Origin of the sequence: Vibrio superstes, assembly GCF_003569005.1 — a bacterium.
Taxonomy (GTDB): domain Bacteria; phylum Pseudomonadota; class Gammaproteobacteria; order Enterobacterales; family Vibrionaceae; genus Vibrio; species Vibrio superstes.
Genome location: NZ_BCUR01000004.1, coordinates 1,599,445 through 1,613,146, shown reverse-complemented (window position 1 = coordinate 1,613,146; position 13,702 = coordinate 1,599,445). Strand labels below are relative to the sequence as shown.

The following is a 13,702-nucleotide window of genomic DNA, read 5'->3' as shown; positions in this document are numbered from 1 at the left end:
AATTCATTTCACTGTCTATGGTTTGCCTCTAAGTTCTAGCACGTAAAAACTATTTTTGAGCTGTACTTGATATCAATCAATCAAGGGTTTTTCTATTAGTGTCAATTATCCCACTAGCTATAAAGTAGTAGTAATTACTAGAACAAAGGCACCTTAGAATGACAAAAAATAATCAAGAGTCAGGCGTAATGAACCTTACTCGAAGAGGCTTCATAAAAGCGTCTTCAGCAGTAGGGGGTGTTGCAGCGCTGGCCAGTGGTATCAGCCTTCCATTTAAATCCAGCCCAGTATCAGCAGCCGTCAAACAAAGTTCTGATGAAAAAGTGGTATGGAGTGCATGTACAGTAAACTGTGGTTCACGTTGTCCCCTGCGTATGCACGTACAAGATGGTGAAATCAAATACGTAGAAACGGATAACACCGGCAGTGATGTCTACGGTGAAAGTACGCAAGTTCGCGCCTGTTTGCGTGGCCGTTCAATGCGTCGCCGCGTCTACAACCCTGACCGTTTGAAATACCCAATGAAGCGCGTAGGCAAACGTGGTGAAGGCAAATTTAAGCGTATCACATGGGAAGAGGCATACGATGAAGTTGCGGGTACAATGCAGCGTCTTATCAAAGATTATGGTAACGATTCTATCTACCTAAACTATGGTACAGGTACCTTAGGCGGCACAGTAACTAAGTCATGGCCGCCAGCACAAACCCTCATTGCGCGCTTGATGAACCTTTCTGGTGGTTACTTGAACCACTACGGCGATTATTCTACGGCGCAGATTGCCAAGGGGCTGAGCTACACCTACGGCGGTTGGGCAAACAACAACTCTTTCTCTGATCTGGCGAACACTAAGCTGAATGTTCAGTTTGGTAACAACCCAGCAGAAACTCGCATGTCCGGTGGTGGTCTGATCCATCACTACGTGGAGAGCAAAAACAAATCTAACGCAAAAACCATCATCATTGATCCAAGGTACACCGACACAGCTGGTGGCCGTGAAGACCAATGGATTCCAATTCGCCCATCTACCGATGCTGCGCTGGTTGCGGGTGTGGCTTATGTGATGATCACAGAAGACCTGGTAGACCAAGAGTTCTTGGACAAATACTGTGTGGGCTTTGATGAGAAAACACTGCCGGCTTCTGCGCCTAAGAACAGTGACTATAAGTCTTACATCCTAGGCAAAGATACAGACGGTATTGAAAAAACGCCTGAGTGGGCCTCTAAGATCACCGGTATCCCTGTTGACACTATTGTGAAGCTTGCTCGTGAAATGGGCACTAATAAGCCGTGTGCTATTCACCAAGGCTGGGGATTACAGCGTACAGCAAATGGTGAGCTAGCTTGCCGTGCTATCGCAATGCTTTCTTTGCTAACAGGCTCTGTGGGTGTCGCGGGCGGTTCAACGGGTGCTCGTGAGAGTGATATTAACATTCCGTTTGTGCGTTTCCCTACGGTAGCAAACCCGGTTAAGGCCTCTATCTCTATGTTCCTATGGACGGACGCTATCTACCGTCATGAAGAAATGACGGATAAAACCGACGGCGTACGTGGTGTTGAGCGTCTACAAAATCCAATCAAGATGATTTGGAACTACGCAGGTAACTGTTTGATCAATCAGCACTCTGATATCAACCGCACGCACGACATCCTACAAGATGATAAAGCGTGTGAAATGATTGTAGTGGTTGATAACCATATGACGTCATCGGCTAAATATGCGGATATCATTCTTCCAGACTTAACTACTTCAGAGCAAGATGACTGGGCAATGGACGGTAAAGCGGCGAATGCGCCGTACTTTATCTACGCGCAAAAAGCGATTGAGCCACAGTTTGAAGCTAAGAGTATCTATGAAATGTGTTCGCAGCTTGCAAAACGCATGGGCGTAGAACAAGAGTTTACTGAAGGTCGAACACAAGAGCAGTGGGTTGAACACTTGTATGCTGAGACTCGCAAGCAAGACCCATCTCTACCGACTTTTGAAGAGATGAAAGAGCTGGGCATTTATAAGCGTCAGTACAATCGTGACTACATCGCCTATGAAGACTTCCGTAAGGATCCGCAAGCAAACCCGCTTAATACGCCAAGTGGCAAAATTGAGATCTACTCTGAAGCACTTGCCGAGATTGCGGCAACTTGGGAGCTAAAAGAAGGGGATGTGATTCACCCACTTCCTGTCTATGCCGATTCGTTTGAAGGCCACAATGACCCGAAAATAGATACCTATCCACTACAGTTGACCGGCTTCCACTACAAGGCGAGAACGCACTCAACTTATGGCAATGTTGCTTTGCTAAAAGCCGCGGCTCCACAAGAGGTTTGGATTAACCCAATTGATGCCGAAGAGCGTGGAATCAAGAATGGCGATATGGTCAGTATCTTCAACGACCGTGGTGAAGTGCATATCGCGGCTAAGGTTACGCCACGTATCCTACCTCGCGTTGTTGCGTTAGGTGAGGGCGCTTGGTATGCCCCTGATGGTCAGAAAATCGATCATGCGGGCTCTATCAACGTGCTTACCACCCAAAGACCAAGTCCATTGGCAAAGGGTAACCCGCAACACACGAATCTCGTTCAAATCAAAGCATTGAGCAAAGCATAAGGTAGGAAGTAATGAAACAATACGGCTTTTACATAGACTCAAGTAAATGCACAGGTTGTAAAACTTGCCAGCTTGCTTGTAAAGATTATCGAGACCTAGATGTTAAGAGCAACTATCGTCGCATTTATGAATATGCGGGGGGTGGTTTTGTTCAAGATGGCGATACCTGGGTTCAGAAAGATGTGTTCTCTTACTATCTTTCTATCGCCTGTAACCACTGTACTAATCCGGCGTGCGTCAAGGTGTGCCCATCGGGTGCGATGCATAAGCGTGATGAAGACGGCTTAGTGGTGGTGAACGAAGACATCTGTATTGGCTGTCAACACTGCGCTAACGCGTGTCCATACGGCGCTCCGCAATACAATGCGAAGAAAGGCCATATGACTAAGTGTGATGGCTGTTACGAGCGTGTGGGTCAAGGCATGCAACCTATGTGTGTAGAGTCTTGTCCTCTTCGCGCATTGGAGTTTGGTGAGATTAACACCCTTCGTGAAAAATACGGTGCGAATGCGGATGTGGCGCCTTTGCCCTCGTCAACCCAAACGCTACCTAACATCGTTATCAAGCTTAACAAGAATGCGAAAGCGACCGGCGATACTAGCGGTTTCCTAGCTAACCCTAAGGAGGTGTAAGATGATCTTTCACGAATGGTCTTTGATCTTTTTTACCGTTCTTGCACAAACTGCTGTGGGCGGATATCTGCTAGTAAGTGCGCGCGCTCTTGCTAAAGGTTATGACGAGGACAAGATAAACAGCTATAAAGTGCCGATGTTTTTCCTTTGGGCAATCATGGGTATTGGTTTTCTGTTCTCTACCACTCACCTTGGCTCTCCGCTAAGAGCATTTAATGCATTTAATATGCTGGGCTCAGCTTGGCTATCTAATGAAGTCTTTTTTGGCGCAGCTTTCTTCGCTGTAGGTGGTCTACAATGGCTACTGTCTGTGTTTAAGAAGGGGGGCGCTGGCGTTCAGAAACTGCTGATGCTGGTGGCTATGGCTTTGGGTGTTATCTTCATGTACTCGATGATCAGCGTTTACATGATTGATACGGTACCGACCTGGAACAACATCTATACGCCAATGAGCTTTGTGATGACAATGGTGGTTACGGGCTTACTGTTCTCACAATGGGTGATTGTGTTCGCAAACGATAGTAAGTTCACAGTAGATCGTAACATTGCAATCCTTGCGGTTATCGCTATTGGAATCAGCTTGCTGGCGACAGTTGGTAAGATGACTCTCATTGGTGATATTCAATCGTCAGTGGTGAAGGCTTCTGAATTGGTAGACGGCTTAGGTTTCTACTTGCTGTTGCAAGTGGCGCTGTTAGTGTTTGGTTTGTTGATTTGGATTATGCCATTAATTAACAAAGCATCCGTAAACCCAATTAATCTTGGCGTTGCGCTGGTACTTATCTGGATCTCAGAGCTCATTGGCCGCGGTCTATTTTACAGCTTGCACATGACCACGGGTCTTTAGATAGGTGATATGACCTCGATAAAGTAGACACCTAATTTAAGGATTAGGTGTCATGCAAGTAAAACAAAGACGAATATTTTCCAACGAGTTTAAAAGAAACGCTGTTCAAACGTCACTAGAGTCTCCGGATACAGTAAACTCAATCGCAAAGTCATTAGGAATACATCCTGCTGTTTTGAGTAAATGGAGATGCGAATTGACATCAGCTAAGCAAACTTCAAACCCAATTAAGAACGAGGGCCCAGAGTCTTCTTTGGCTGAACTAGAGCGAGAAGTGGCTCGTCTTAAAAAGCAGCTTGAAAGGGCTGAAATGGAGAATGATATGTTAAAAAAGGCGAAGGACTACTTCGACAGTCGAAAAGAATAAAATTTGAATTTATAGCTAAGCACCATAGTGCCAAGCGACCGATTAAATGGCTTTGCCATCTCTTTGAAGTCTCTCGTTCAGGGTATTATAAATGGCTGAACAGCGAACCTAGTGAGCGGTCTGTAGAGAATCGTTCATTATCTGATTTTCTCAAGGCTACCAGCGACGAACAACACTGTATTCCTGGTTATCGGAAGCTTTGGAAGCTCGCGATAGAAAACAGCTTTGTGTGCAGTAAAGCGAAGGTCCAACGCTTATTGCAAGCTATGGGCTATCGCTCTCGAGCTTGTAAACGTAGCTTTGGTCGTGCAGCAAGCAAATCAAATGCCATTAGCGCTTTTAATCTGCTGAATCGAGAGTTTAACGTCGCCGACCCTAATCGTGTTTGGGTATCCGATATTACTCAGGTTAGGTGTCTGGATGGTTGGCAGTATTTGTGTGTAGTTCTTGATTTATACTCAAGAAAAGTCGTTGGTTGGGGTACGAGCAAAATAAACAATGCTGATTTAGTCATAAAGACACTTAATCGAGCATGGAAGATCAGAAAGCCGGACGGTAACAAATTACTATTTCATTCAGATCAAGGAACCCAATATACAGCTGAAAATACATTGCTTTGGCATCACAAACGGAACATTACCGTGAGTATGTCTAGGAAAGGAAACTGTTGGGATAATGCGTGTGCAGAGAGCTTCTTTGCACAGTACAAAAAAGAGTGGATGAGTAATCTTGGTGAAATATCACGTCAGCAAATGACAACCCAAAGTCGACTTTATATCGTAAATTATTATAATTCAGTAAGAAAGCATGGGACACTCGATGGAGTTAGTCCCAATGCTTTCGAACTAATAAATTAAAACCCCGTGTCTACTTTTACGGGGTCATATCAAGGTCAAAGTTAATAGCTAAAAGCTGACAGTCTGACTTTAATACACTACATCACCATACTCGTCATTGCCGAGTGCTTTTATCGGCAATCTTTGGGTTACTGAGATCCCCGATAAGAGCACTCGGGGATGACGGGGCCGACATAGGTGCTCGGCGTGTTAAAGAGGTAGACGGCTTAGGTTTCTACTTGCTGTTGCAAGTGGCGCTGTTAGTGTTTGGTTTGTTGATTTGGATTATGCCATTAATTAACAAAGCATCAGTAAACCCAATTAATCTTGGCGTTGCGCTGGTACTTATCTGGATCTCAGAGCTCATTGGCCGCGGTCTATTTTACAGCTTGCACATGACCACGGGTCTTTAGATAGGTCAAAGTTAAAAGATGGCAGTCTGACTTTAATACAGCACATCACCATACCTGTCATTGTCGAGTGCTTTTATCGGCAATCTTTGGGCTACTGAGATCCCCGATAAGAGCACTCGGGGATGACTGGGCCGACATAGGTGCTCGGCGTGTTAAAGAGGTAGATTATCTGGATCTCGGAGCTCATTGGCCGCGGTCTATTTTACAGCTTGCATATGACCACGGGTCTTTAGATAGGTCAAAGTTAATAGTTAATAGTTAATAGTTAATAGTTAAAAGTTAAAAGTTAAAAGCTAAAAGCTGACAGTCTGACTTTAATACACTACATCACCATACTCGTCATTGCCGAGTGCTTTTATCGGCAATCTTTGGGCTACTGAGATCCCCGATAAGAGCACTCGGGGATGACTGGGCCGACATAGGTACTTGGCCTGTTCGCGGCGTGTTTAAGAGTTAGATTGACAGCTATCAGAAAAAAGTGAGTGCACGAGGAATTCGGCACTCACTTTTTTTTAGCGCTCTTTTATGAGTTTTGTCCTCGTCCACCTCTTTTACGACTGCCATCGCAAGGCTGGTTTTGACACTCTGTTTGGTCGATATAACCGTCACCATTTGTATCTAGGGTATCAAAGGTCGCCGCTTTAGAGACGTTTTTCATTTGTCGTCCTTCGCTAGCGCGTTGCTGCATGCGCTGCGCTTTAAAGGCGTTGAATTCATCGGCGCTAACTTTATTATCACTGTTGGTATCCATTGCAGTAAAGTTTGGCATTGGGCTATCGCTTTTCATTCCGCGCGCTTGACCTGCCGCATTAACACCCAGTGCAATTGAAAGACCAAGAAGCGCTAGGATTGATAGTGTTAATTTGCTTTTCATGGCTCTGTCCTCGTTTGTTTGTACATCTTAAACATAGGCCCCTGAATGAATATCAGTGTAAGCTAATGTAAAGTAGTGCAAAGACACGGGCTGAATGAAAAAGCAAATTATCCTCGATGATCTAACTCACTGATTTCAGATGAAATTTGATATTGTTCGTGCTTTGTTACCTCAATTTTTATTGTCGAGCCTTGCTTGGTTTGTTGAGGGCGCAGATAGGTATCCGCCATGCGTTTGATAGAACGAAATGCCGCGTGTTCTTCACTCGCAAGCAAGTTGCCTTGCAGATCGTAAATATCAATATTGAGGTCAGCCTTTATCACGGGTTGCAGACCATTGTTGGTGATCTCAGTGTCAATGACTAAATGGCCGTCACTCCACTGCGCACTAACAAGGTGAATCTCTACGCCTGAGTGCTCTACAGCAACTTTGGTATTGTCGCCATCAACCACAATTATGCTGGCACCTGCGATCAAAGAAGTAGAGGCGGCAATGGAGGTGCGTGTTTCGGGTGTAGTAGGGAGGTTACTTGGGGCCACAGAGGTGGGCTCTACTGCTTCTTCATCACCGGAGACGTATAGGTACTTCCAAGTAAAATCGTCGCTGAGTACAGCTTGGCGACCATCGTCTAATTGAACAATTTGCTGACCAGCATAGACGTTACTGACGAGCAATAGGCCAAGAAAAGAGCTGCATCGGGTTAACTTCATTTACGCATCCTAGAGTGTGTTGATGTTTGCTGTTCCATTTTAGCAGTACATCGTTAGCCATATAAGGATGACAGAAACAAAAAAGCCTAACGGTTAAGTTAGGCTGTAGGTAATAAAAGGCGGAGTCTCTGCCCTTTATTAACGAGTAACGGGCATCTCTTGAGATTGATTGTCAATGGAGATAATCACGGCCTTGGTATAGGTCATCACTACTTGGTCGCCAACAGAGACATTGTGTAGATTTTCTGGGTATTCAACAGGTAGAGTCAGTTCACCACCGTGCGGCTGTTTTAAGGTGACGTTACCCAACGTAGTATCAATCGCTAAAATATCTGATACGACTTGAACTTGCTCCATTGCATCAACACTCTCTTTTGCCTTGTCTAAGTCACCAGAGGTTTGAATACGGGTCTCACCATCTTGAGTCTGTACATGCACTGCGACAGTTTCTGTATATTCAGTGGTCACAAAATCCCCAACCTTAATATCGTCGAAGCGTGTAACTTCAGGTGTCACATATAGCACGACAATACGGTTTTGATTCTCAATAGTGACTGAACGTTCTTCATAATCGATGTCAATGACAGCGGCTGAGGTTGTGATGGTATTAGACTCTAGGACTCGCGTTTCAAGTACGGTATCACCCTGCTGTGGAGCGGTGGTACACGCCGATAATAAGAAAGCTAAAGCGACGATGGAATAGTGTTTGATCATGATTTCTCCAGAAACGTTCTATCAATAATACTCAATGACAAGATCATCTTGTCAGGGGAGTTATGGGGTTTATTAATGCTTTAAAATAAAGCGTGTCTAATTTATAGCCCTTAAGCCGCTTCGAAATAAATCCATCTATTAATACAGCAGAACATAAAGCCCCTTTCGTAGTGGGTTAGTGCTATATCTACTTAAATAAATCAGAGAGTTAAATAGTCTCTCTTCAAGGTGTCACATTTTCGTTTTGCTCACAACAGCCCATCAAGAATATGGATTATTACGATTATCCGTTATTTACTGAAGAATCTCAGATTCAGGGAAGTACTCAGCCCAAATACCAAAGTGGAAGCCGTTGTGGGTGGGTAATTGCTGCATGGTATCCGCGTTTACTAGACGAACGATACTGCCATCAGTTTCAATTCTTAGTGTCTCGTTGCCAAATTCAAACTGGTAACCATCGTTGTTGCGAGCAAAGTCAGGGTGTATCGCTATCTGTTGTCCTTCACCGTTATCGTAACCAAAGATCTCTGTCTTAGGATTCATGCGTTGATCTGTGAGTGACAATGTCGGGAAGATAAATGTTTCAAGTTCCAAATCACGCTGGTTAATAAGTGGTTGCTCGAATAGGTCATATAGCAGACCATCAATCATGCGGTCAGCAGCATAGAGATAGACCTGTGCTTCAGGATATAAGGCTTTTGCTTCTTGCCAATCCATCATAGTGTTAGGAACAACTGTCGTATTGTGGTCGGTAAATTCAGACTGCATGGTTGCTTGCTGGATAGCAGTGCCGTTATTCACATCTTTAAATATCAGGTTATTGTGAGCTTGACCTAGTACTTGTAAGTCTGCTTCGCCCAACCCATAGTCTGTTTCCACAACCATAGGCAGATTGGACAAGCCGCAAAACGTAATAGCGTAATCGGTGTCTTCATTCTTCCAACCTGCAACGTGTGGCAACTGGATATGGTAACGAGGGAATATGCGCACTTCATCTCCTTGCTCGACCACGTAGACACGCTGATCTTCGGCAGGGATCTTTTCATCCGCTTCTTCTACAGTGAAATACTCGGCGCTAAATTGTTCAGTAGGGAATGCCGTTGGCATTGCGTGAGACTCAGCCCAGAAAGTGATGAACACGCCAATGGTTGCTAAGGACATCAGCTTTCGGCTCCACATTTTCCACTTTTCGCTAAGAATCCATAAACCAGCTAAGGCTATAAGTTGTAGCGTGATAAATACGGAAAGGTTTTTGTAGTATCCCAGAACCCAGTCTCTTGGCACTGCCAGAGATTGTCCAGGTTCAGTCATTAAAATGGCACAAAATATGGCAGTAGAAGCCAGTGCCGCAGCGTATACATTAAAGATTACTTTTTTCATGTAAGTCTCTCTTAGTTAATTATTTTTGCATCCTGCAGTTTATGTTGCGCCCTCAACAATACGGTCACTATAATCAATCTATGTTGCTCATGCAACAAAAATAGAGCAATTTATGATCTAAAGTTGGTTATTGCATAATATCAGTAGCTTAAGTTGGTTTTAGGCAGTGAAGGGACACCTGTGAACGCGCGTTATGAAAACAAGACATTGCCTTAGATATTTGCTATTGTTGTATAAACAACAATAAAAAGAAGGGTAAGACTTTCTTTTGAAATGAGAACTCACTATGTCTACTGACTCTATTTTTGCAAAAGATCTACGCCGACTGCCGGTTCTAGAGAACAGCCCATTATTCTTGATGACGGTGTTAACCAGGCTTCATCGAAACCTAGTGCATGGGAAGTTGCGTGAGCACGCTGATGTTACTCTTGAGATGTTGCTGGGGATGCATATTATTTTTGAGAATCAGCCCATCAAACAGCAAAGCCTAGCGAATTATCTAATGTACGATAGAAGCACGGCAAAACGCACAGTGGACAATATGGTTAAGCGTGGCTGGGTAAAGACAATGAAAGACGATAACAATCAGAAAACTAAATTGCTTGCATTGACTGAAAGTGGCGAAGAGATCAAGAAGGTGTGTAGTGAAGTGGTTTTCGAAACCCGTACCGAGTTCATGGACTGTTTGACCGAAGAAGAAAACAAAGAACTGACACGTCTATGCACTAAAGCCTTGCTTGCCCATCATAAGTAGCAATAGCTGGGTTTTCTCAATGAAGGATAAGACGTCCTCTGAATGTGCTGTCATTGAGAGGACGCTTTACAAAAGCTAGAGTAGGTCAGGGCACTTGCCTCCGTAAAGGCAATTATTTCCTTTGAGAAGTGTGAAGGTCGATTTGCTACATTTGTAACAAGGCGTTAAGCTTGATTTTCTTAGCCAGCACAGACCTTAGTATTTTAAAATGACCGAATTAAGTGTTTTACCGCAACTTATAATAAGCATTAATAAGCCAATACTTTCACGTTGTCTTGGCTAAGGTGATCTTACTATGAACTATCTGTTGATAGCCATTAGTGCACTGTTTCCTGCTTTTTTATACCTTAGCTTTCAAATTCTTGATAAAACCGACTTTCTTTTGGAGGCGGCTTCTTTAATTTTGTTGACAACGATATATGTGTTCGGTCGAACCACACTTGCCTGCACCGTTAAGCTAGGGCTAGTGTCATTAATGGTCTGTAAAACTCATGAATTTTTAGAAGAGGTGAGTGAATTTAAGTCGCTAGTCAATGGCAATGTTGTAGTAGATGTGTTCGTTGGTGATGTATTAGCCCTGCTTGGCCTCGCTCTTATTGCGTATGGTATTCATAATATGTTTCGCAGGCAAAGGAGAATGGCTGAGATAGAGCCTTTAACCAACACCTTTAATAAGCGGGCAATCGAACAATTGTCCAAAAAGGAACTAGATCGCTCATTGCGCTATTTGACAGACACCTCAATGATCCTTGTCGATATTGACCACTTTAAAAAAGTGAATGATGAGTATGGGCATCAAGTGGGTGATAGGGTCTTAGTACTGGTTGCAGAGCATTTGCGTAAGCAAATCCGAGGTTATGACTTACTGGCCCGCTGGGGCGGTGATGAGTTTATTATTCTGTGCCCTAATACTTCACCAACAGAGGTCGAAGAGGTCATGACTAGGCTACAAAAATCAATACCATTGCCGATTGAAGCTGCCCCCTTTGACGTCACTTTAAGTATTGGTGGTACTACCGTTGCGCCTTTGGCCGAAAATCAATTTGAGCGTTTATTTTTTCAAGCCGATAAGGCGTTATACAAGGTGAAGAATAATGGCCGCAATAATCGATGCCATTTTCATGATCTTTCGTATGATATCTAGGTTACGCTAAATGAGTGTCAGAGCACCTAAATTAGGTGCTCTGAATGAATCTACAAATAACGATTTTGCAGGTGCTGTTTGAAATGCATAGGGTTTAGTGTCTCACCTGTCGCGGCTTTAACCAGTGCATCGGTGGTTGATAAGCTTCCCTTGGACCATATGTTATCTGACAACCAAGTGAAGATAGGGCTTGGGTCTCCAGCATGAAGTGCGGCATCAACATCTACGGTTTTTCTCATCGCTGCCATAAACTGCGCCGCGTACATAGCACCCAGTGTATAACTTGGGAAATACCCAAAGGCACCATCGGTCCAGTGAATATCCTGCATACAACCATTTTTATAGTTTCCAGCAGTAGACAGTCCTAGATAAGACTGCATCTTCGAATCCCATAGTTCAGGGACATCTTTGTAGCTGATCTTACCGTTGATGAGGTCACGCTCGATCTCAAAGCGAAGAATAACGTGTGCTGGGTACGTGAGTTCATCGGCGTCAACGCGGATAAAGTCTTTTTTGACGCGAGTGTAAAGCTTGTTCAGATTACTAGGCTCAAACAGTGACGGGTCATGTGAGGTGAACTGCTTAGTGGCCATCTGGCTGAGGTGACCTATAAAGGGAGCGCTGCGCCCAAGCTGCATCTCAAAGAATAGCGATTGTGATTCATGAATACCCATTGAGCGAGCTTCACTAGCCGGATTGCCCGAAAGAGAGGAAGGTAAGCCCTGTTCATAGCGTGCATGACCCGTTTCATGAACAATACCCATTAATGATTGCATGAATTCTTTTTCATCGTAGCGGGTGGTTATTCTGACATCCTCCGGCACGCCGCCACAAAATGGATGTACGCTTTCATCGAGGCGGCCGTGTTTAAAATCAAACTGAAGAAGTTTCATGACCTCAAGGCCCAGCGCTTTTTGCTTTGAGGTGTCAAAGGTGCCCGTTGATTCAATAATTGCTTCAGTACTTTGTTTAGTAATGACAGTGTCTATTAGGCTTGGAAGCCAAGACTTCACATCATTAAAAATTTTGGTCAGTGATTCGCTGTTTGTTCCTGGCTCAAAGATATCGAGCATGGCATCGTAAGGAGATAGGCCAGCTGCTTCGGCGCGTATTTGCGCTTCTTCTTGAGACAGTTCAACCACAGGTTGCCAGTTTTTCGAAAATCCCTGCCAATCATCATTGCCCCTTTGCGTGCGCCACGCATGCTCACACTTAGAGCCTGCTAACGACTTTGCTTCTACCAGCTTAGCTGGCAGCACATTGGACATAAGCCAGCTTCGCTTCATCTCTCGCAGTACAGCGTTGTCTTGAGCTGATAGCGATTGCTCAGAGGCTTTGCCAAACCACTCTTCTAGTTGTGGCTCGGTTTTTAAGCTGTGTACATGCACGGATAGCTCTGCCATGGCTCGTGAACGGGCTTCATTGCCTCCACTGGGCATCATGGCCGCCGCATCCCATCCGCAGATTGCCGATAGGTGGTTAAAGTTATCAATCTTTTGGAAATGGTCTTTGAGTGATTGAAATGCAGACATATCTCTTCCTTAAGGGTGTTGAATTGGTTTAGACTAGCAAACTTCCTGCTTCCAACCTAGCCAGCAATAGAAAATCCAATGCAGATTAACGACTTATACACTTTTATCGCCGCAATGACCTTGTTGACCATTACACCGGGGTTAGACACTGTATTGGTGATCAGAAATACCAGTCGAGGCGGTAAGTGGGATGGTTATGCTACGAGTTTGGGGATTTGCTTAGGGTTATACCTTCATGCGACTTGGTCCGCTATTGGTGTAGCCGCTATCATTAGCCAAAGTCCCGATTTGTTTAATGGTATCAAGATTGTGGGTGCGGCTTACTTGATCTATCTTGGCGTGTCCGGGGTTCGCTCCCTGCGTCGCGGCGTAGGTGCATTGCATATAGACAGCAGTGAAAAGGGAGTATCGCGTTATATTTCTCTTCGGGAAGGGTTTCTCTCCAATGTGTTAAACCCAAAAACAGCGGTGTTTTACCTCGCGTTTTTGCCACAGTTCATCGACCAAAATGGCAACCTTTGGCTGCAATCCATGTTTCTTGCTTCAATACACTTTTTATTAGCTATGATTTGGCAGTGTGGGCTTGCAAGTATGCTCGATAAGGCCAAGGCTTTGTTAGCAAATGGCAAAACTAATTACCGTCTGCAGATGTGTACCTGTGTGGTGTTGGTTGCGTTAGGAGCGCAGTTGATGGTGAGCAGCTTCTAGCTAATAGCCCGACTTTCATACACAAGTATTGATAGTCGATCTAAATGTGCTCTAACAGAGCGCATGCCTTATTCGATCATTACTTTGATGTTCAGGGATGTTCATTCGATTAATAAACGTCATCCCCTAGGGCTTTCTGGGCTGGCATTATACAAACAGATGCCCGATAAAAGCACTCGGGCATGACA

Annotated in this window: 12 protein-coding genes and 1 pseudogene; 8 read left to right on the top strand and 5 right to left on the bottom strand. The window is 44.4% G+C overall.

Annotation, left to right across the window (positions count from 1 at the left end):
• Nucleotides 1-158: 158 nt before the first annotated feature.
• The 5 genes and pseudogenes from D5I41_RS15440 to D5I41_RS15420 all read left to right on the top strand — a co-directional run.
• Nucleotides 159-2,603 (top strand): DmsA/YnfE/YnfF family dimethyl sulfoxide reductase, encoded by a 2,445-nt coding sequence (locus tag D5I41_RS15440; protein WP_119010546.1) that lies wholly within the window; start codon nucleotides 159-161, stop codon nucleotides 2,601-2,603.
• 11 nt (nucleotides 2,604-2,614) lie between these two features.
• A complete protein-coding gene (locus D5I41_RS15435; protein WP_119010545.1) occupies nucleotides 2,615-3,235 on the top strand; it encodes a DMSO/selenate family reductase complex B subunit in 621 nt (206 codons plus the stop codon).
• Nucleotide 3,236: 1 nt separating this feature from the next.
• Nucleotides 3,237-4,082 carry a dimethyl sulfoxide reductase anchor subunit family protein gene (locus D5I41_RS15430; RefSeq protein ID WP_119010544.1) on the top strand — a complete coding sequence of 282 codons (846 nt, stop codon included), beginning with the start codon at nucleotides 3,237-3,239 and terminating at the stop codon, nucleotides 4,080-4,082.
• A 52-nt stretch (nucleotides 4,083-4,134) separates the two neighbouring features.
• Nucleotides 4,135-5,306 (top strand): IS3 family transposase gene (locus D5I41_RS15425; protein ID WP_119010543.1). Its coding sequence is split into 2 segments (ribosomal slippage): nucleotides 4,135-4,405 and nucleotides 4,405-5,306, totalling 1,173 coding nucleotides; the frame shifts between segments, so codons are not numbered across the junction.
• A 194-nt stretch (nucleotides 5,307-5,500) separates the two neighbouring features.
• Nucleotides 5,501-5,698: pseudogene (locus tag D5I41_RS15420) on the top strand (DmsC/YnfH family molybdoenzyme membrane anchor subunit); the annotation flags it as partial.
• A 523-nt stretch (nucleotides 5,699-6,221) separates the two neighbouring features.
• Here D5I41_RS15420 and D5I41_RS15415 read toward each other — a convergent pair.
• From D5I41_RS15415 to D5I41_RS15400, 4 genes are all read right to left on the bottom strand, one after another.
• Nucleotides 6,222-6,572, bottom strand: coding sequence for an EF-hand domain-containing protein (locus D5I41_RS15415; RefSeq protein ID WP_119010542.1), 351 nt, complete (start codon nucleotides 6,570-6,572; stop codon nucleotides 6,222-6,224).
• Between the two features lie 107 nt (nucleotides 6,573-6,679).
• On the bottom strand, nucleotides 6,680-7,282 hold the full coding sequence (locus D5I41_RS15410) for a DUF3157 family protein (RefSeq protein ID WP_119010541.1): 603 nt from the start codon (nucleotides 7,280-7,282) through the stop codon (nucleotides 6,680-6,682).
• Nucleotides 7,283-7,420: 138 nt separating this feature from the next.
• Nucleotides 7,421-7,996 (bottom strand): hypothetical protein, encoded by a 576-nt coding sequence (locus tag D5I41_RS15405; RefSeq protein ID WP_235868930.1) that lies wholly within the window; start codon nucleotides 7,994-7,996, stop codon nucleotides 7,421-7,423.
• 294 nt (nucleotides 7,997-8,290) lie between these two features.
• Nucleotides 8,291-9,376, bottom strand: a complete 1,086-nt coding sequence (locus D5I41_RS15400; RefSeq protein ID WP_119010540.1) for a DUF3179 domain-containing (seleno)protein — start codon at nucleotides 9,374-9,376, stop codon at nucleotides 8,291-8,293.
• Nucleotides 9,377-9,662: 286 nt separating this feature from the next.
• Here D5I41_RS15400 and D5I41_RS15395 point away from each other — a divergent pair, with 286 nt between their 5' ends.
• Together D5I41_RS15395 and D5I41_RS15390 are read left to right on the top strand one after the other, a co-directional pair.
• Nucleotides 9,663-10,130, top strand: coding sequence for a MarR family transcriptional regulator (locus D5I41_RS15395; RefSeq protein ID WP_119010539.1), 468 nt, complete (start codon nucleotides 9,663-9,665; stop codon nucleotides 10,128-10,130).
• A 295-nt stretch (nucleotides 10,131-10,425) separates the two neighbouring features.
• Complete coding sequence (locus D5I41_RS15390) at nucleotides 10,426-11,274, top strand: GGDEF domain-containing protein (protein WP_119010538.1); 849 nt, start codon at nucleotides 10,426-10,428, stop codon at nucleotides 11,272-11,274.
• 50 nt (nucleotides 11,275-11,324) lie between these two features.
• Here the strand turns inward: D5I41_RS15390 and D5I41_RS15385 are convergent, their stop codons facing one another.
• Complete coding sequence (locus tag D5I41_RS15385; RefSeq protein ID WP_119010537.1) at nucleotides 11,325-12,806, bottom strand: carboxypeptidase M32; 1,482 nt, start codon at nucleotides 12,804-12,806, stop codon at nucleotides 11,325-11,327.
• A 78-nt stretch (nucleotides 12,807-12,884) separates the two neighbouring features.
• Between D5I41_RS15385 and D5I41_RS15380 the strand changes: the two genes are divergently transcribed.
• A complete protein-coding gene (locus D5I41_RS15380; RefSeq protein ID WP_119010536.1) occupies nucleotides 12,885-13,514 on the top strand; it encodes a LysE family translocator in 630 nt (209 codons plus the stop codon).
• The last annotated feature ends 188 nt before the right edge of the window (nucleotides 13,515-13,702 follow it).